Genomic DNA, 18404 nt, shown 5'->3' with positions numbered 1-18404 from the left:
GCCCGGGACTCATGCGCGCCAAGCCGCCCCAGGGCCCGGACGCGACGACATCGTCACGCGCGCATCAACCGCCTTTCTCCTGCGCCTCGATCGCGCGATCCTGCGCTTCCTTTTCCTTCTGCAGCTGCTGCTCGACGCCCTTGGCCTTGTCGAGCGCCTTGAGCTGGTCATCGAATACGGTTTTCTGGCGCTGTTCGGGTGCAGGCGCGGCGGCCTTGTCGGCCTCGGCCGGAGGCGGTGTGCCGCCGCAGGCTGTGAGCGTGAGCAGGCTGGCGGCGAGCAGGCAGGTGCGGATCATGGCGCGGCTCCGTTGGCGGGCAATCCGCTAAAGTCTGCGCCGCTGGATCGCGCGCGACAAGCGCAAGGAGGATGCATGACCCATGATTCACGCTGGCGGCTCGATGGCCGCACTGCCCTCGTCACCGGCGCCAGCCGCGGCATCGGCCTGGCCTGCGCGCGCGAACTCGCGACACTGGGCGCCGATGTGCTGCTGGTCGCGCGCGACGAAGCGCAGCTGGAGCAAGTCCGCGCGGAACTCTCCGAGGAGTTTCCGCAGCGAAACATTGCTGCCTGCGACGCCGATCTGGTGTCACCCGAACAGCGTCTGGAAGTATTCGACTGGATCGCCGACCTCGGCGTGGAACTGTCGATCCTCGTCAACAACGTCGGCGCGAACCAGCGCAAGCCCGCGCTCGACTACGAAGCCGATGAGATCCGCGCCCTGATCGAGGCGAACGTGCTGTGTGCGTTCGAGATGTGCCGGCTCGCGCATGCGCAACTCGCCGAGCATGGCCATGCCGCGATCGTCAACGTCGGCTCGGTCTCGGGCCTCACCCATGTGCGCACTGGCGCGCCGTATGGCCTCGCCAAGGCCGCCCTGCACCAGCTCACGCGCAACCTCGCTTGCGAGTGGGCCGAGGACGGCATCCGCGTGAACGCGGTCGCGCCGTGGTACATCCGCACGCGCCGTACCGAAGGCGCGCTCGCTGATCCGGACTATCTCGACGAAGTGCTGCTGCGCACGCCGATGGGCCGTATCGGCGAACCCGAGGAAGTCGCCGGCGCGGTCGCGTTCCTGTGCCTGCCGGCGTCGAGCTACGTGACCGGCGAATGCATCGCGGTGGATGGCGGATTCCTGCGCTACGGCTTCTGAACGCTGCGGAATTGACAGCCGAAAACGGCGAGTTTGCGGGGCGTGGTCGCGCTAGGATGGTCGCATGTCCGAGACGCTCGCCACTTGCCGCATCGATCCGCGTGCCTGCGAACGTGCGCGACGCACGCGCGACGCGCGCTTCGATGGCCTGTTCTTCACGGCCGTCACCTCGACCGGGATCTATTGCCGTCCGGTGTGTCCGGCGCCCGCACCCAAGGCCGCGAACGTGCGCTATTTCGACAGCGCTGCAGCGGCTGCGGCCGCGGGCTTTCGACCCTGCCTGCGTTGCCGGCCCGAAGCCGCGCCAGGCTCGCCCCTGCATCGCGCGCGCAGTGAACTCGTCACGGGTGCGCTGCGCCTGATCGAACTGGGTGCGCTCGATCGTGGTTCGCTCGCCGACCTCGCCCGGCGCGTCGGTGTTGGCGAGCGTCATCTGCGCCGCCTGTTCGCACAGGAACTGGGTGCAAGCCCGCTCGAGGTCGCGGCGACGCGGCGCCTGTTGTTTGCCAAGCAATTGCTGCTGGAAACGCACTTGCCGATCACGCAGGTCGCGCAAGCTGCGGGGTATGCGAGCCTGCGTCGTTTCAATGCCGCCGTTGCAGCAGCCTGGGGCCGGGCCCCGCGCGAATTGCGCCGCAGCGCTGCGCCGACCCGTGCGGACACCGCCGCGATCGTGCTGAGTCTGCCGTGGCGCGCACCGTTCGATTTCGCGCAGATGCTTGCCTTCCATGCGCGCCGCGTGATTCCCGGCGTGGAGGCGGTCACGACGCAGGGCTATCGACGCAGCATCGTCGTCGATGGTGAGCCGGGCTGGTTCGAAGTGCGCATGCTTGGCCGCGAGCCGGCGCTCGCATTGCACCTGCATCACCCGCGCACGCAGGCGCTGGGCACGATCGCTGCGCGTGTGCGCCGCATGTTCGATCTCGATGCCGATCCACGTGAACTGCGGACTGCGTTCGCGGGCGATGGCTTGCTCGGCCCGCTGATCAAGCGCTGGCCCGGACAGCGCTTGCCCGGCGCCTGGGATGGTTTTGAACTTGCGGTACGCGCGGTGCTCGGCCAGCAGGTCAGCGTCGCCGCGGCGCGCACGCTCGCCGCGCGCGTGGCCAGCGCGTATGGCCAGCCCAATTCCGCTGGCGCGCCAGCCGATGTCGCGGTGCTGTTTCCAAACGCAACGCAGCTTGCCCAAGCGCCGCTCGAAGCGCAGGGTCTCACGCGCGCACGCGCGGCGACGATCCGCACGCTGGCGCAGGCGGTGGTCGAGGGGCGCGTTGCGTTCCGGCCCGAACAGACCATCGGCGATTTCGTCGACAGTCTCATCGCATTGCCCGGAATCGGCGCCTGGACCGCGCACTACATCGCGATGCGCGCGCTGTCGCAGCCCGATGCGTTCCCTGCGGCCGATCTCATCCTGCGCCGCGTCGCTGGTGCCGGTCTCACCTTGACCACGCGCGAGCTGGAAACACTCAGCGAACGCTGGCGCCCGTGGCGCGCCTACGCGGTGATGCTGCTGTGGCGCGCGAGTTGAGCGCTGCAACACTGACCCCGATTGACTCTCTCAAATCGCAAACTACCGGAAGCAACACCATGCAATACGACCTGCTCAAGACCCCGATCGGCCAGTTGCTCATCGCCGTCGATGTCGATGGCCTGCACCACATCCGCTTCGATCAAGCCGACCGGGATGCGGTCGTCGAGCCACACTGGCAGCGCGGTGGTGACCTGCTCGATCCGGTGCTCGCGCAACTGCGCGCCTACTTCGATGGCAAGTTGCAGCACTTCAACCTGCCGCTCGCGGCGAGCGGCACGCCATTTCGAAAATCGGTGTGGCGCGCGCTCACGCAGATTGCCTACGGCGAAACGATCAGCTACGGCGAACTCGCGCGCCGCATCGGCAATCCCGCAGCGAGTCGCGCCGTCGGTGCGGCCAACGGCGCCAATCCCTTGCCGATCGTCGTGCCCTGTCATCGCGTGATTGGCGCCAATGACAAACTCGTCGGCTTCGGTGGCGGCCTGCCGGTCAAACAGTGGTTGCTCGAACACGAGCGCAAGCAGCGGCCATTGTGGGCATGAACGATCAGGCATCGCCCGGTGGATCGAAGATCAGTGGCGGCGTCGAGTGTGAGCGGCGGTAGCTGTCGACCACCGAGCCGTAATGCACCACGCGCTTGATCGTGTACCAGGTGATGCGCGTCACATCGCGCACCGGGCGGAAGTGGCTGCCGCGGAATTCGCCGTGGTAGCGCGAGTCGATCGGCACCGAGACCACGCCGATGTTCCTCTCGCGCGTCGCTGCAATCAGCAAGGCCGCTTCGAACACGAAGTCATCGGCCGGAAAATCGACGAGATCGAGCGCGGCGCGCGGGTAATAGCGCTGGCCGCTCTGGGTGTCTGCGATCGGAATCCCGCAACCCCAGGAAATGCCCCAGTCGGCGACCGCGTTCGCGCGTCGGCGCGCGGTCGGCTGATTGTCCTTGTTGCGGATGCGCGCGCCGATCACGATGTGCTCGGGGTAGGCGCGCGCAGCGGCGAGCAGGCGCGGAATGTCGCAGGCCAGATGCTGGCCGTCGCCGTCCATCGCGATGACCGCATCGAAGCCGAGCTCGAGCGCCTTGCGGAACCCATCGCGCAGGCCCTGGCCCTTGCCCAGCGGCGTGGCGTGGCGAATCACGGTGACCGGGAGATCGGCGATGCGTTCGAGCGTCGCATCGGTGGAACCATCGTCGATCACGATCACGTGTGGACAGATCGCGAGCACGGATTCGACCACGCCGCGGATCGCACTCTCCTCGTTGAGCGCGGGGATCACCACGGCGATCTTGTCGGGGTCGGTTGCGCTCATGGCACGACCTCGACTTCGAGCACGCGGCCATCGCCCGCGGCCAGTTGCAGATGCGCCCGCCGCGGCTGCGCAAGCGCGCGCAACAGGTCGATTCCGCTGTGTGTGGCTGCGTCGTCATCGCTGCCTGCATGGTGCAGTCGCAGGCATGCGCCCCGCGCGTCCGCAGCGGGTTCGAGCACGAGCGCGAAGGCAAGGCTCGCATCGGCGCCGAGCAAGTTCGCAAGCGGGCCGTTCGCGGCGGCGTCATAGACCACCAGCAGCACCGGCGTCGCGTCGGCATGCGCGAGCGCGGCGGCTTCGAGCAGGCCTGCAGCGAGCGTGCCGTGCCAGGCCGAGAGCGCGTTCGAGGACGCATGGCAATGCACCGCCTGCGTCCAGTAGCCGACCGGCGCGTTATGCACGGAATTGTGGAAGCGCGTTGGCGACAGCTCGCGTGGCGCCCGTGCGAGCGTGGCGCACATCTCGTCGCTGATCGCGACCTCGCCGAAGCTGGAGGCGAACACGCAAGGCAGGCTCGCGGCATCACGATCCGCAGCGGCGCAAGCCTGCGCCGCGACTTCGCACGCGAGCAGCACGGTCGCGGGTGCGCGGCGACGCTCAGCCTGCGGCAGGACCGCCGCCGCAGGCCGTGCTGCCGGCACGGACTCGCCGCCCTGACCGCGCAGCCACTCGCGCAGTCGTGGCCAATCGGCCTGCGCCGGCGACCAGGCGCCGATGCCGCTCACGCGCACGTCGAGCGTTCTCATGCCGCACCCCGCGCAAACGCGAGCACGCAGTTGTTGCCGCCGAAGCCGAAGGAATGACTCAGCGCGATGCGCAGCGCACGATCCTCGTTGGCGAGTGCAAGCTGCGCCGCGCAGATCGGCTCGGGCGTGCCGGTGTTGAGCGTGCCGGGCACGAGACCGGCTTCGAGTGCGAGCAGGCTGAAGACGGCCTCGACGATGCCCGCGGCGCCGAGCGTGTGGCCAGTCCATCCCTTGGTCGAACTCGCGCGTGTGCCCGGTGGAAACAGATCGGCGAGCACCGCGGCTTCGACCTCGTCGTTCTTCGGCGTCGCGGTGCCGTGCAGGTTGATGTAATCGACTGCGTTGGCTTCGATGGCCGCACGTTCGAGCGCGGCTGCGATCGCGAGCCTTGCGCCCAGACCTTGCGGATGCGGCGTCGACATGTGATGCGCGTCGGAGGACTCGCCGTGGCCGATCAGGCGCGGTGCGCCGGGCGCACCCTCGCGTTCGAGCAGCGCAAATCCGGCAGCCTCGCCGATCGAGATGCCGTTGCGCGCGAGATCGAAGGGCCGGCACGGCTGCGGCGAAACCAGTTCCAGCGCGTTGAAGCCGAACAGCACGCTGCCACACAGCGAATCGACACCGGCGAGGATCGCCGCATCGGCGAGCCCGAGTCGAATCAGGCGTTCGGCTTGGGCGAAAATCTTCGCGCTCGATGAACACGCGGTCGACACCGTCATGCACGGCCCGCGTGCGCCGAACACGCGATCGAGGAACACACCGAGCGAATGCGGTGCATGCAGTTGCGGCTGCGCGAGCGCGGCGGGAAAACGATCCTCTTCGAGCATGGTGTAGGCACTTTCGGTCGCGCCGATGCTCGCGGTCGAAGTCGCCACCAGCAACGCGACGCGCCCGGCGCCGTGACGCTGGATCGCCGCACGCGCCGCATCGACAAAGCCATCACCATGAGCGCCGAGCCAGGCCAGACGGTGGTTGCGGCTGTCGAGCTCGCGCAGTGCAGTCGGCAGTTCGACCGCTTCCACGTCATTGACGCGCCCGATCGCACACGGCAACGGTTCGACACTGAAATCGTTCACGCGCAGACCACTGCGCCGCGCACGCAAGGCGTCGAGCTGGGCCGCGCGACCGTGACCGAGCGCAGTCGTCGCGGTGAAGGCGGTGATGGCGAGCGGAGGGATGCGGATTGGCACGCGCGGCGAGCGGAATCAAGGCGCGCGATTATTGCATGGGCGCCGCGCCGCGTACGTCTTCTGCGCGCAGGCTGGAACGAATCCGCGCCATCTCCTCAGCGATGCAGGAGATCTCGCAAGCGGTATCGCCGTTGGGGGCTCGGCGTCAGCCTTGCACAACGCGCTCGTGAGCCCGCTGTCGGGACTCGTCCCACGATTGCGCAAGCAGACCATCAGCGTTGCGCGAGCCAGGGATCAAGCCTGGTTCGCGCGGCTGCTAGGATGCGCTGTTGTCGATCAATCAGGAATCCGTGATGAATCAGCATGCGGGCAGTGGGTTTGCCTGGAGCGCGTTGCCGGGCAGCGCCGAGGCTTTGCACATCGAGGCTGCAGCCGAATTCCTCATGGGTCTGCAGGATCGCATCTGCAGTGCGCTTGAGCAGGCCGATGGGCAGGCACATTTCCGCGAGGATGCCTGGCAGCGCGGTGATGACGGCGCGGCGCAAGCGCATGCGACGTCGGCTTTGCGCGGCTTCGGTCGCACGCGCGTGTTGCGCGATGGCGCGGTGTTCGAGCAGGCCGGCGTGAATTTCTCGGCGGTGCGTGGCGCGCGCCTGCCGGCTTCGGCGAGCGCGCATCGCCCGGATCTGGCCAACGCGCCGTGGACGGCGATGGGTGTGTCGCTGGTGATCCATCCGCTCAACCCCTACCTGCCGACCACGCACATGAATGTACGTTTCTTTCAGGCGCAGACCGAGTCGAGCGACGCGAATTGGTGGTTTGGCGGCGGCTTCGACCTCACCCCGTTCTATCCGTTCGACGAAGACGTGGTGCATTGGCATCGCGTGGCGCGCGACGCGCTCGCGCCGTTCGGCGATGACGTGTACCCGCGCTTCAAGCAGTGGTGCGATGAATATTTCTTCCTCAAGCATCGCAACGAGACGCGTGGTGTCGGTGGCCTGTTCTTCGACGATCTCAATGCGGGCGGGTTCGAGCGCTGTTTCGGCATCACGCGTGCGGTCGGCGATGGTTTTCTCGACGCGTATCTGCCGATCGTCGAGCGGCGCAAGGCGACGCCGTTCGGTGAACGCGAACGCGAGTTCCAGCTCTACCGGCGAGGTCGCTATGTCGAGTTCAACCTAGTCTACGACCGCGGCACCTTGTTCGGCCTGCAATCGGGTGGCCGCACCGAATCGATCCTCATGAGCCTGCCGCCGCGCGTGCGCTTCGAATACGACTATCAACCCGCGGCAGGCAGTGCCGAGGCGCGTCTTGCCGAGTATCTCAAGCCGCGCGATTGGCTCGGCGAGAACATCCGCTGCGCGTGATCGAGATGCAAAAAAACGGCGCCCTCGCGGGCGCCGTTCCCTCCCTCCCCAGACTTGCGTCGAGCCTCAGCCGCGACGACCTTTCGAGCGGAATTCGGCCAACCGGCCATCGATTTGATCAAGCAGCGGCTCGATCGCTTCGCGTGCCTTTTCGGCCGCATTGAGGCTGGTGAAGTTGACCTGATCCCCACCGCTGCGCCACAGGATGCTGCGGTCGGACACGCGGTAGGCGCGCACGCCAAGCTGGACCGTGTACAAGGTCGAGGACTGGCCGTAGTAGTTCATCTGCTGCGTACCGACCGGGCGCGCATGCACGAACACCACGGCATCGGCCTTGCCGGCCAGTCCGCGCAGGTCGGGCGAATCGCCATGACCGCGACCGCCTTCGATGACGCGGAATCCACGACTCTGCAACAGGTCGACCAGCGCGTCCTCGGCCGGCGAGGAGATCACGTCGTCACCACTGGCGACGACAGCGATGGTCGGCACGCGCGGACGTGGCGGTGCGGCTGGCTTGGTCGGCTGCGTTGCCGTTGCCACCTGCACCGGATCGGTGGCGGCATCGGCGGCAGCCTGCGCGGCCGGCAGGTCACGCAGTGCCTCGACGCCTGCCTGCGAGGCGCGTGCGGCCGGTGCACCCGTGGCATCGGTCGTGGCGCTGTCCGGCTGTGCCTGCGACGCAAGCGCATCCGTGCTGGTCTGCGCCGTCGTGGCCGGAGGTGTCGTTGTCGGCGCGGTGCTCGTGATGGCCGTCGAGCTCACCGCCGTCGAAGGCGCCGTGTCCGTCGCCGGTGCCGAGCTGGCAGCGAGGTTGGCAGTCGGTGCTGCCGGTTGGCCGAACAGGCTGGCGAACAGGGGCACCTGGCCGCGCATCGCATACGCACCGCCACCCACAGCGAGCAACGCGATCGCGGCGATCGCCCACGGCAGCACCGGGTTGCGTTGCGCCTGGCCGTGCACGAGCGTCTTGCGGTCGAGTACGGAAGCGTGCGCGGCACCACCCGAAACCGGTGGCGGCGAAGGCTGGCCGCTGGTGGTGACGTGGGTGTTGGCCTGTGCGCCCAATGACGGCATCGGCGTACGCGGGGTCTGCGGCAGCGCGGCCTGAGCCGAAGCCGGCGTCTTCTGGCCGATCATCGTCGCGGCCGCGGCCGACAGCTTGGTCTGCACCGTGATCGGGCCGCCCTTGGCGACCAGCGGATGCTTGCCCAGTTCGTCGACCAACTCGTGGCAGTTCTGGTAGCGGTCGGCCGGATCCTTGGCGATCATCTTGGCGAGGATCGCCGCGATCTGCGGATCGACATCCTGGTTGAGGCCGCGCACGTCGGGGATTTCGGCCTTGACGACTTCGAGCATCAGGCCGAGCGGCGATTCGTCGTTGAACGGCATCTTGCCCGCGAGCATCTCGAACAACACGATGCCGAGCGAAAAGATGTCCGAGCGCTGGTCGACCGGCTTGCCCAGGCAAACCTCGGGCGAGAGATAGCCCGGCGTGCCGACGAATTCACCGGTGGTGGTGAGCTTCTTGGACAGATCCTGATTCGACAGCGCGATGCCGAAGTCGGCAATCTTGACCGAGCCGCGTTTGGTAATCATGAGATTGCCGGGCTTGATGTCACGATGGACGACGCCGCGGTCGTGCGCGGTCGCCAGGCCCAGCGCGGTCTGCTGGATCACCTTGGCCGCCTGTTCCACGCTCAGGCGATGGTCGCGCTTGAGCATCGAGCCCAGCGACTCGCCTTCGACGAACTCCATGACGAAGTAGGTCTGGCCTTCGTCTTCGCCGATGAAGTAGATCTGGATGATGTGCGGATCGTTGAGCGCGGCCATGCTGCGGGCTTCGCGCAGGAAGCGCTCCTTGATCGCAGCGTCATGCGCAAGCGATTCCGCCAGCACCTTGATCGCGACGTAACGGTTGAGCGACGCCTCGTAGCCCTTGTAGACCACGCCCATGCCGCCGCGGCCCAGTTCGGCAACGATGTCGTAATGGCCCAATCGCGTTTTCATGGCACTCCTCGGGACGATGCCCTGTTTGTGGATGGCCGGAGCGCGACATCGCGTTCCTGGCCCGGCGGTGGCTGGCTGTTGTCGGACCGGTGACTCGCCTTTTGGCACCCGGCCGGCAGACTCCTGTCACCGTCGCGGCAAATCCTACACTTGTCCGGATTGGCCGTACGCGGAACCCTTCGGTGTGCTTCCCGGCGTATCCGTCACGGTCGGTCCGTGATCCAGTCGACATTTTCACCGGGCGGGGGAAACCAAGGCAGGCGCGGATACACTGCGCAGGCGCGCCCGTCTGGCGACGGCGACTTGCGTTGCCGCTGTTTCGCCTGTTTGGGCGTGGATTGAATGCTGCAACGCAACGATACAGTCGGGGGACCCATGAGCAAGGCAGCGCAGCGTCCGCTTTGGCTCTGGACCTTGCTGGTGACGTTTTGGCTGCTGGGCAGCCTGCGCGCCTTCGTGCTGTGGTCGCAGCATCCGCTGCAGGCCTATGCAAACAGTTACGACCAGACCCGCTACATGAGCTGTTTCATGCTCGAACCGGCGCTCGACGCGGGGGCGTCAAGGCAACGCAACAGCCCGCAGGCGCCATTTGCAAACTTCCGTTTCGGCAGTGACGTCGAGCCAGTGTGTTACTGGTCGAGTGAGTTGGTGTTCACGGCAGCGACTACCGCGATCTGGAAAATCGCCGAACTGATCGGCGCTTCACCACACCACGACGTGCGCTGGATCGGCGTGCTGCGTTGGCTGGTCGTGCTGCTGATTTCCATCGTTCTGGCGCGCGCCTGGATCGCGCGCGGCCAGCCTCTGGCCGCGCTGGCCAACACGGCCTTGCTGCCGCTGTTGTTCGCCGATCCCGGCAACACGCTGTACCTCAACACCTTCTATGCCGAATTCACGGCTTTGACGCTGGCCTGGCTGGTGGTCGCGCTCGCCCTGCTGTGGCGTGATGCGCCCGTTCGCCGTTGGCGTTTCGTGCTGCTCATGCTGGCCGCATTCGCGCTCGCGGCAAGCAAGATCCAGCACTTGTTCTTGCCGTTGGCGCTGGCAATGGCCGTGCTCCTGCTCGATGCGTGGCGCGGCCGACGCCTGGCCTGGCGCGGCATGGCGCTGCTGCTTGGCGCGATCTGCGGGATGTGGCTGCAGGTGGTGCAACTGCACCGCAGTGATCCATTGATCGAGACGATCGATCAGTACAACCGTACCGACGTGGTGTTCACCGCACTGTTGCCGTTCGCCGACGACAAGGCGGCTCTGCTTGCCGACCTGGGCATCGATCCTGCCTGCGCGCGCTACAGCGGTTTTCGCGCATGGCAGTTTCCCGACTTGCCCGATCGGGTTTGTCTGGGCCTCGCCGATTTCACGCGCAGTGCGCAGCTGCGTGTGCTTGTCAGCGAGCCGCGACTGACCTCGCGCATGCTCGGTCACGGTGTGCTCGCGCTCGACCCTTGGATCGCTGGCAACGTGGGTCAGGTCGAGGGTGGAAATTTTTCGCAGATCCCGCATCTCGTCAGCGTCGGCCGCCTGTTGCAAGCCGTGCCGACCATGCAGATCCTCCTGCTCGCGCTGCCCTTGTTGGCGTGGATTGCGCTCGCTTGGCGCGCACGCGCACGCCGCGGAAGTCTCGCGCTGGACTTCTGCAGCCTGGTCGTATTGACGATGCTGGCGACCTTTGCCGTGACGATCCTCGGCGACGGACTCGCCGATGTAGCCAAGCAAGGACATCTGGTGATCAACGCCGCACTGGCGTGGTTGGTCTGCACCGCTGTCATCCTGATCGGGAAGTTCGGGCGCGCGCTGCGAGCGTGAACGTAGGCGTGGTGCGCACTGCACGTGCACCCATCCACGCGCTGCATGACGGCGGTTCGTCCCTGCCCGGGATCGTTCAGGAGGTGCTTGCCCGTGCGCGACTGGCGATCTCCGCGAACGCTTGTTCATGGCGAAGAATTCGCGCCGAATCACACGTCGTGCAAGACCACGGCGCACCTGCGCCGGTGAGCATCACCATGCGGGCGCCCTTGCACTTCTTGCATTTCATCCATGAATCGACCTCGCTGACAGGCGTGAACAGATCGCAGGCGACGTGTGGCAGGCTGCCGGCGAGCTTGGCGAATTCCGCCATCGGGAATCGATTGCTCAGCAGCAGATGTTTCAGTCGCGGCAGTCGGCTGATGGGAGCGAGTGAATCATCCTCGATGCTCACCGTCTGCAGGCGCAGCCACTCGAGTTGCTCGAGCGCCTGCAGCGGAACCAGATTCGATATCGCAATGGGTTTGATGCTGTTGCCGTCCCCGGTGAGCGAAAGTCCGCGCAACCCGCCCAGCCCGGCAAGGAAGGAAAGATCATGCAGGGCCCGGATGTTCTCCAGTTCCAGCCATTCCAATCGGGGCAGGTCGCCCAGTACATCCAGTGGTTGCAGCGATGGCGAGCTGCCAAGGTGCAGATACTTGAGCTGCCTTGCCTGCCCAAGTGCCTCGCTGGATCTGACGCCGCTCCATTTGATGTACAGGCCTTCCAGGTTCGGCATCGCGCAGGCAGCGTCAAACAGCTCCTGCGTTACCCTGGTTTGAAACCACAGGAACTTGACCGCACCGAGGCTCGGAAGATGTTCACACCATGCCTTGACCAGTTTCTTCTGAGCGGCCGCACCCAGTTCCGTCTGTGTGCATGACAGGGCCAGGCGATCCGCACCGTTGTAATCGGCAATTTCCCGGATCGATCGAGGCGGGAAATCCCGTTGCGGCCGGTGATGCCAGAAGCTGTGCCAGGGCTCGACGGTTTCAGCCGCCTCGCGCACCGCGTCGATCAAGGGCTGCAGCACGGTGCTGATGGTTTTCTTCATGCGTTTTGGTCCCCAAACGCCCGTCGGATCCGGCGACGGGGCATCCGTGTTCGGCCAGCCGCAAGGCAGCTAGCCAACGCCGTGGTGCCGGCCGCGGAATGGAGCGTACCAATTGCGCAGACGGACCATGTCGGCCGCCATGTCGGCGCTGGTGTGGAACAGCGGACCGAGCACGATCGAGCGGCTCGGATAGTCGAAAGCCACCGGGAAAATCGGTACGTCGGCCTCATGTGCGATATGCCAGAAGCCGCTGCGCCATTGAGTGACGCGCTTGCGCGTACCTTCGGGCGCCATGCCGAGCCAGAGCTGCCTGGCCGCGGCAAAGCGGGCAACCATTTGCTCGACCACGCCATGCGCCGCAGCGCGTTCGACCGGAATCCCGCCGAGTTTGCGCAGCAACCAACCGAGCGGACCACGGAACAACTCGGCCTTGCCCATGAAGGCGACATCGGCACCCAGCGCAACCTTGAAGATCAAACCCCAGTAGCCATCCCACCAACTGCTGTGCGGCGCGGCGATCAGCACCAATCTGGGCACGTCGGGAAAGTCGCCCCGCAACTGCCAGCCGCGGCATCGCAACCACCAGCTGCACAGGCGTCGCCCGGCATGCTGCGGCAGTTGCGGCATCGATGCCGGCAGCGCCACCGGCGATGTTTGGCTCACTCGCCACTCCAGCCTGCACGGCCACGGTTGCGCTTGATCGTCGCGCGTGACTTCTTGGCCTCGATGCGGCGTTCCTTCGAGGCGCGCGTCGGCCGTGTGGCGACGCGGTGCTTGGGCACGTTCAGTGCGGCACGCACCAGGGCGGCGAGCCGCTCCCGCGCGTCGGTGCGGTTCTTGGCTTGATCACGGAAGCGCTGTGCCTGAATCACCAGCACGCCGTCGATGGTGACACGGCGGTCGCGCCGCGCCAGCAGGCGCGCGCGCAGCGCCTCATCGAGCGCACTCGAACGCGCGATGTCAAAGCGCAATTCGACCGCGCTCGACACCTTGTTGACATTCTGGCCACCGGCTCCGGTCGCGCGCACGAACTTCTCGACCAACTCGTCCTCGGGAATGCGGATGCCATCGATGTCGAGCATGCCGGGCCTCGCTCAGTTTGCCTGCGCTTCCTGCAGCGCCCGCTGGCCACCATTGATGATGCCCTTGGCGCCGCGCGCGACCATCTCGATCTGCTGCGGGCTCAGGCTTGCTGCGTTGGCCAGCGTACCCTGCGCACGAGTGACGTAGCCCTCGCAATAGTTGGCGAAGCGCTGCAAGGCCACCGGCGCATTGGCGGTGGTGGCCTTGGCCTTTGCGGTCTTGCATATCTCGTCGGCATCCTTCAACAGCGCATGGGTCGTGCCGATGTCGGTCATCGGGCCAGTGACCTGCGCAGTCGTGCGCGGCGAGTTGTTGAGTACCGCGCGCGGGGGCATCGGCGCCTGCGCAGCTTGTGCCGCCGCCCGCGCCGCGGCGGGGTCGTGGCCTTCGACCATCGCCATGACGCGACGCACGACGGCGGGCGCGACGAGGTCATCGAAGCTGAACTTGGCGGGATTGCGCGCGGAATCGGCGAGCCAACCCTCGAGGTGCTTGCGGCAGGTGTTCCTACCCTCGCTCTCGGCGGCGAGACTGGCCGGCACACCGAGCACCAGTTCGGCATCGCCCGACCAGGCTCGCAGGCATTGGACGGTGGGCACGCTGATGGGCGCGACCGTGCTGCTGCGCGGGCGTACTTCTTGCAGCAGGGTGTGCAGCTGCTCGTTGGTTGGCGAGCGCGTATGCGTGCAGGCGCTCAGGCCGGCCAGGCTGGCAGCAAGGATGAGAAAGGTGCTTGGTTTCATGCGAACCCTCGATTTGAAGTACGCACCCGTGCGGATGCGAATGCGCGCTGCGGGTGTGGTCTGCGCAATGACTCAGCGCAGCGCCAGCATCCAGCAGATGGAAATGGCGGACAAGGCAACGATCACGCACAGCGCCGCGAGCAGGCGCTGGTTCTGCCGTGAGCGTGCCGCGAGCTGCTTGAGATCATCCGAAACGACTCTTAGTTCCATTGCGCCGCGGGTTGCCTGGCTCAGCCAGGCGTGCACCAGCTGGGGCATATCGGGCGCCGCGGCGAGCCATTCGGGCGCCCGCCGGCGCAGTGCCTTGAGCAGGGCGCGCGGTCCGCGACGCTTGCGCCAGATCGATTCCAGCACCGGTTGCGCCGTGGCCCAGATGTCGATCTTCGGATGCAGCAGGCGACCCACGCCCTCGATGTTGAGCAAGGTCTTCTGCATGAGGATCAATTGCGGCTGCAGCGTGAGCTGATGCTGGCGTGCGACCTGAAACAGCTTGATCACCACTTCGGCGAGCGAGATCTCGCTCAACGGGCGGGTGAAATACGGCTCGCACACCGCGCGCACGGTAGCCTCGAGCTCGTCGAGTCGCGCATCGGCGGGCATCCACCCGGCGCGTACGTGCAACTCGGCGACACGCGCGTAGTCTCGGTGAAACAGCGCCAGGAAGTTCTCGGCCAGCCAATACTGGTCGCGCTCGGGCAGCGTACCCATGATGCCGAAGTCGAGGGCGATGAATCGCGGTTCGCGTGGTCGCGTCGCGTCGACCCAGATGTTGCCGGCGTGTGCATCGGCGTGGAAGAAATTGTCGCGAAACACCTGGGTGTAGAACAGCCGCACGCCTTTCTCGGCCAGCGCGACGCGGTCGATGCCGGCCGCATCGAGCGCGGCGAGGTCGTCGACTGGAATGCCGTACACGCGTTCGAGCGTGAGCACGCGCGCGCTGGTGTGCGACCAGATCACCTCGGGCACATAGAGGTCGGGCGAATCAGCGAAATTACGCCGCAGCAGGGCGGCATTGGCACCCTCGCGTTGCAGATCGAGTTCGTTGCGCAAGGTCGACGCGATCTCGTCGACCACCTCGAGTGGCCGGATCTTGTCGGCATTGGGATGGGTGCGTACGACCACGCCGGCCAGCGCACGCAGCAAGTCGATGTCGTCGGCGATGCGCGCGTCGATGTCGGGCCGCAGCACCTTGACCACCACCTCGCGTCCGTCGGCGAGCGCGGCGGCATGCACCTGCGCGATCGAGGCCGATGCAAGCGGCGCGTCGTCGAAGCGGACGAAGCGCTGCGCGATCGGTGCGCCGAGCGCGGCCTCGATCTGGCTGCGTGCCAGAGCCGACGGGAACGGTGCGACGCGGTCCTGCAATTGCGTGAGTGCGCTGGCGACATCATCGGGGAGCAAGTCGCGGCGTGTGGAGAGGATCTGCCCGAACTTGACGAAGATCGGGCCGAGCTCGGTCAATGCCTGTACCAGACGCTCGCCGCGCGACAGCGTGCGCTGCGCCGCCGGCGCGCCGGCACCCAGCACACGCAGCAGCGCGAAGGCGCGCGGTCGCCGGGCGGGCGGCAGCAGGTCGTCGATGCGATGGCGGGCGAGTACGCGGGCAATGCGCAGCAGGCGCGGCACTTGGCGCAGTGCGGTCATGCGGGTGGGCTTCCGTGCGCGCGCAGCAGGCGTTCGATGCGCGCGCCCAGGCGGTCGCCGCGCTCGCGCACTTCATCGACCTCGTCGAGAAAGTTCTCCAGCTCCGCGCGGGGCACGAGGTCGCGGCCTTCCTCGCTGAGGAATTCGGCGCCATCGCGCAGCAGGGAATCGGCGGCACCACGCATCGTGCGCAGGGCCGCGCGCAAGCCGCGCGCAATCTGGAAACCGAGCACGTCGCCGAACACGTCGGTGAAGGCGGCATCGAAATCGGGTGCGAAGCGCGAGGCGATCTGTTCGAGTCGGCGCGCGAGGTCGGCATCGCCGGCAATCTGCACCGCTCCCGCAGGAGCCGCTGCACCGCGACGCAGGGCCATGGCCAGGAGGCTGCCCGGCGTCGCGTTCACGCGCAATGCGGACTCGCCGGCGAAGCCCGGTCCCACGCGCAATTGATCACGCTCGACTGCGATACGCAGCGCGGGCAGGCCCGTGCCCGGTTCGAGCGTGACCGCGCGACCATCGAGCGTGCGCAGGCGCTCGCGCGTCTCCGGATCGAGATCGACGAGCCGGTTGAGCGCGGATTCGAGCAGGCGGCCCAGAGCCACGAACATGGGCCGGGCGATCGGTGGCGAGGCATTGGCAGACATGGGCGGCGATTCTACCTGCGCATGCGCTCGTGCGCGGCCTTCAGACGCTGCTCAGGCGTGATTGCCCAAGGTGGCGTTTCCAGTTTCCGCGATGGAATCGAGTGAATGCCGTCAATCCTTGCTGCCTTGCTTGTCCTTTTGCTCGGCCTGTATGCGGACCGCACGCATGCGGCGCCCCAGGAGATCACCGGTCAGGTCGCGTCAGGGGCGTGGTATCGGATCGCGGTGCCCGAAGGCTGGCAGGCCGGCGACGCGATCGTGCTCTACCAGCACGGCTTTGATCTGAACCCACCCGAGGGCCCACCGGATCTGGGCCCGCTCAAGGATTTGGCTCTGAGCGAAGGTTATGCGGTCGCTGCCTCGAGCTTTCGCACGCGCGGCTGGGCCCTGTTCCATGCGATCGACGACAACCGCGACCTGCTCGAGGTGTTTGCACAGCGATTCGGCGCGCCCGGCCACATGCTGCCGTTCGGCGGTTCGATGGGCGGCCTGATCGCACTGCGGTTGGCCGAGGCCGAAGGCTTTCCGCCGGTGCCGGGCGTGTTCACGATGTGCCCGGCCGCAGCCGGCGCGCGTTTGTGGGACACCGCGATCGACTTGCGCCTGGCCTACGCGACGGTATGCCAGGATGCCGGCGAACTCGCGCATGGCCAGGCGCCGCTGTGGTGGACCTTCGATCTCGATGCGATTCCCGACAACCTCGGTGATTTGTCCAACCTCGCGGGCGTGATCGACAACGCCGTGGTGATCCAGACCCTGGCACAAGTCAACCGCTGCACCGGTATCAACCTGCCGCCGTCGGTGCGCAATCAGGCGATGCAGCGACGGCTTGGCCAGCTGATGGATTTCATCCACGTCAGCGACGAGAAGTTCTTCCTCACCAATCTCGGCTATTCGACCTTCGTGCTCGCCGATCTGGTGCGTGCGCCCGACAAGCTTGCCGGGCGCAATCCGTTCATGACCGCGGGCGTGGATTACCGCGACGACGCGCAAATCGACGCCGGCATCGAGCGCATGCTCGCCGATCCAGGTGCGTGGCAGGCGCTGCATGCCGCTTCGGATTTCGGCGGTCGCATCGGCAACGCCAAGGTGATTTCCCTGCACACGAGTCGGGATCAACTGGTGATTCCCGGCAACCAGGACTACATCAGCGCGGTGGTGCCGGAGGCGCAGCGCACGCTGGCGATCGTCGCCGAGGATGCGCCGACGCATTGCGGCTTCAATCTCGCCGAAGGCGTGGCGGGTTGGGAAGCCTTGCGCGCCTGGATGGGCGGCGCGCCGCAGCCGCGCGTCAGCGATCTGCAGACTCTGTGCACCTCGCTGCTCGCGCAGGCGCCCGATGCCGGCCCCTGTCGCTTCGATCCGGATGCACAGGTGCTGCCCTTCGATGCGACCGTGCGACCGCGTGCAGTCGCGCCACTGCGGCCTTTCGGTCATTCACGGCATCTGCAAGCGCCGCCCTCATCCGGCGCTTCGCGTCATCTTTTCCCGGCGGGAGAAGGCAAAAGCCGGCCGCGCCTCAGCGCGGATCAGGATCCTTGATCGGATAGGTTTGCGTGGCGGCGCCATCGGCATCGCGCTGTTCGATGCGGGTGGACGTGTTCGAGCGTCCACAGTGGTAGGCGGCAAAGCTCTGTTCGCCATCGCGCGGTTCGGCCAGTGGTTTGATGGTGTCGGCGCCGATGCTCGCGGCTTCGTTGCGCGCCATCACCTCGAGTTCGTCACGCACCTTGAGCGTGTTGCGGTTGACCGGGCCGACATGATCGAGCACCGAGACCGTAACGCGGCCCTTGTCGATGCAGCCGGTGACATCGCCGCTCCAGGCGGTGCGGACCTTCTGGCCGCCGGCATCGAGACGGATGCCCCAACTGCAGGCACCCAGCGCCAGCGTTGTGATCCCGAGCACGAGCATGCGCGACATGGTGGTCTCCGGTGAGGTCCGCGCATGTTCGCAGGCTGCGCCTGAACCGGCCATGTGCCTGCGCGTGATGAGGCTTGCCTGCGGGCGCAAGCCCGACCCACAGGGCTTGCGCTGCCGTCGGGCTGAAGCCCGACCCACGGGGCTTGCGTTCTCGTCGGGCGCAGGTCCGATCCACGAGCAACAAGCTTCCTCGCGTCGTGGGCAGGCCAAGATCGGGCCGAACCGATGTGGGTCGGGATTCATCCCGACTCGTGGGGCGCGCGGAAATGCAGGTTGTCGGGCTGA

General features: G+C 66.7%; 17 protein-coding genes and 1 pseudogene. 6 read left to right on the top strand and 12 right to left on the bottom strand.

All coding sequences use genetic code 11. The features are described from left to right. Window positions 1-64: 64 nt before the first annotated feature. The gene (locus tag KF759_RS04765; protein ID WP_291223265.1) at window positions 65-298 is read right to left on the bottom strand and encodes a hypothetical protein; all 234 of its coding nucleotides are present in this window, start codon (window positions 296-298) and stop codon (window positions 65-67) included. Between the two features lie 75 nt (window positions 299-373). On the opposite strand from KF759_RS04765, the gene KF759_RS04760 reads away from it, so the two are divergent. The 3 genes from KF759_RS04760 to KF759_RS04750 all read left to right on the top strand — a co-directional run bounded on the left by KF759_RS04760 (window position 374) and on the right by KF759_RS04750 (window position 3226). Next, window positions 374-1153, top strand: coding sequence for an SDR family oxidoreductase (locus KF759_RS04760; protein ID WP_291223264.1), 780 nt, complete (start codon window positions 374-376; stop codon window positions 1151-1153). A 64-nt stretch (window positions 1154-1217) separates the two neighbouring features. Further along, a complete protein-coding gene (locus KF759_RS04755; protein WP_291223263.1) occupies window positions 1218-2681 on the top strand; it encodes a DNA-3-methyladenine glycosylase 2 in 1464 nt (487 codons plus the stop codon). Between the two features lie 59 nt (window positions 2682-2740). After that, window positions 2741-3226, top strand: coding sequence for a methylated-DNA--[protein]-cysteine S-methyltransferase (locus tag KF759_RS04750; RefSeq protein ID WP_291223262.1), 486 nt, complete (start codon window positions 2741-2743; stop codon window positions 3224-3226). 4 nt (window positions 3227-3230) lie between these two features. Here the strand turns inward: KF759_RS04750 and KF759_RS04745 are convergent, their stop codons facing one another. The 3 genes from KF759_RS04745 to KF759_RS04735 are packed head-to-tail and all read right to left on the bottom strand — an operon-like array spanning window position 3231 to window position 5931. Continuing rightward, a complete protein-coding gene (locus KF759_RS04745) occupies window positions 3231-3995 on the bottom strand; it encodes a glycosyltransferase family 2 protein (protein WP_291223261.1) in 765 nt (254 codons plus the stop codon). Further along, window positions 3992-4741 (bottom strand): beta-ketoacyl synthase chain length factor, encoded by a 750-nt coding sequence (locus tag KF759_RS04740; protein ID WP_291223260.1) that lies wholly within the window; start codon window positions 4739-4741, stop codon window positions 3992-3994. Before KF759_RS04740 ends, KF759_RS04745 begins: the two co-directional genes overlap by 4 nt. Then, window positions 4738-5931 carry a beta-ketoacyl-ACP synthase gene (locus KF759_RS04735; protein ID WP_291223259.1) on the bottom strand — a complete coding sequence of 398 codons (1194 nt, stop codon included), beginning with the start codon at window positions 5929-5931 and terminating at the stop codon, window positions 4738-4740. The genes KF759_RS04740 and KF759_RS04735 overlap by 4 nt, the downstream gene beginning before the upstream one ends. Before the next feature lie 293 nt (window positions 5932-6224). Here KF759_RS04735 and hemF point away from each other — a divergent pair, with 293 nt between their 5' ends. Next, window positions 6225-7238, top strand: a complete 1014-nt coding sequence (gene hemF, locus KF759_RS04730; protein WP_291223258.1) for an oxygen-dependent coproporphyrinogen oxidase — start codon at window positions 6225-6227, stop codon at window positions 7236-7238. A 66-nt stretch (window positions 7239-7304) separates the two neighbouring features. On the opposite strand, the gene KF759_RS04725 is transcribed toward hemF, so the two are convergent. After that, window positions 7305-9245, bottom strand: a complete 1941-nt coding sequence (locus tag KF759_RS04725; RefSeq protein ID WP_291223257.1) for a serine/threonine-protein kinase — start codon at window positions 9243-9245, stop codon at window positions 7305-7307. 375 nt (window positions 9246-9620) lie between these two features. Here KF759_RS04725 and KF759_RS04720 point away from each other — a divergent pair, with 375 nt between their 5' ends. Beyond that, window positions 9621-11051 (top strand): hypothetical protein, encoded by a 1431-nt coding sequence (locus KF759_RS04720; protein ID WP_291223256.1) that lies wholly within the window; start codon window positions 9621-9623, stop codon window positions 11049-11051. Window positions 11052-11127: 76 nt separating this feature from the next. Here the strand turns inward: KF759_RS04720 and KF759_RS04715 are convergent, their stop codons facing one another. The 6 genes and pseudogenes from KF759_RS04715 to KF759_RS04690 form a co-directional block, all read right to left on the bottom strand. Continuing rightward, a complete protein-coding gene (locus tag KF759_RS04715; protein ID WP_291223255.1) occupies window positions 11128-12084 on the bottom strand; it encodes a hypothetical protein in 957 nt (318 codons plus the stop codon). A gap of 69 nt (window positions 12085-12153) precedes the next feature. Further along, complete coding sequence (locus KF759_RS04710) at window positions 12154-12711, bottom strand: 1-acyl-sn-glycerol-3-phosphate acyltransferase (protein ID WP_291223351.1); 558 nt, start codon at window positions 12709-12711, stop codon at window positions 12154-12156. Between the two features lie 32 nt (window positions 12712-12743). Beyond that, window positions 12744-13166 (bottom strand): alternative ribosome rescue aminoacyl-tRNA hydrolase ArfB, encoded by a 423-nt coding sequence (gene arfB / locus KF759_RS04705; protein WP_291223254.1) that lies wholly within the window; start codon window positions 13164-13166, stop codon window positions 12744-12746. 12 nt (window positions 13167-13178) lie between these two features. Further along, window positions 13179-13910 (bottom strand): hypothetical protein, encoded by a 732-nt coding sequence (locus KF759_RS04700; RefSeq protein WP_291223253.1) that lies wholly within the window; start codon window positions 13908-13910, stop codon window positions 13179-13181. A 99-nt stretch (window positions 13911-14009) separates the two neighbouring features. Beyond that, window positions 14010-15554, bottom strand: a pseudogene (gene ubiB / locus KF759_RS04695) (ubiquinone biosynthesis regulatory protein kinase UbiB); the annotation flags it as partial. Continuing rightward, the gene (locus KF759_RS04690; protein ID WP_291223251.1) at window positions 15551-16198 is read right to left on the bottom strand and encodes an SCP2 sterol-binding domain-containing protein; all 648 of its coding nucleotides are present in this window, start codon (window positions 16196-16198) and stop codon (window positions 15551-15553) included. The pseudogene ubiB and the gene KF759_RS04690, both read right to left, overlap by 4 nt. Window positions 16199-16303: 105 nt before the next feature. On the opposite strand from KF759_RS04690, the gene KF759_RS04685 reads away from it, so the two are divergent. After that, complete coding sequence (locus tag KF759_RS04685) at window positions 16304-17740, top strand: hypothetical protein (RefSeq protein ID WP_291223250.1); 1437 nt, start codon at window positions 16304-16306, stop codon at window positions 17738-17740. Here KF759_RS04685 and KF759_RS04680 read toward each other — a convergent pair. Then, entirely contained in the window at window positions 17718-18119 is a 402-nt protein-coding gene (locus tag KF759_RS04680) for a DUF4156 domain-containing protein (RefSeq protein ID WP_291223249.1), read from the bottom strand. The genes KF759_RS04685 and KF759_RS04680 overlap by 23 nt on opposite strands. Window positions 18120-18404 lie beyond the last annotated feature (285 nt).

The organism is Dokdonella sp., assembly GCF_019634815.1.
Lineage (GTDB): Bacteria > Pseudomonadota > Gammaproteobacteria > Xanthomonadales > Rhodanobacteraceae > Dokdonella_A.
This window is presented reverse-complemented; position numbering and strand designations above follow the sequence as displayed.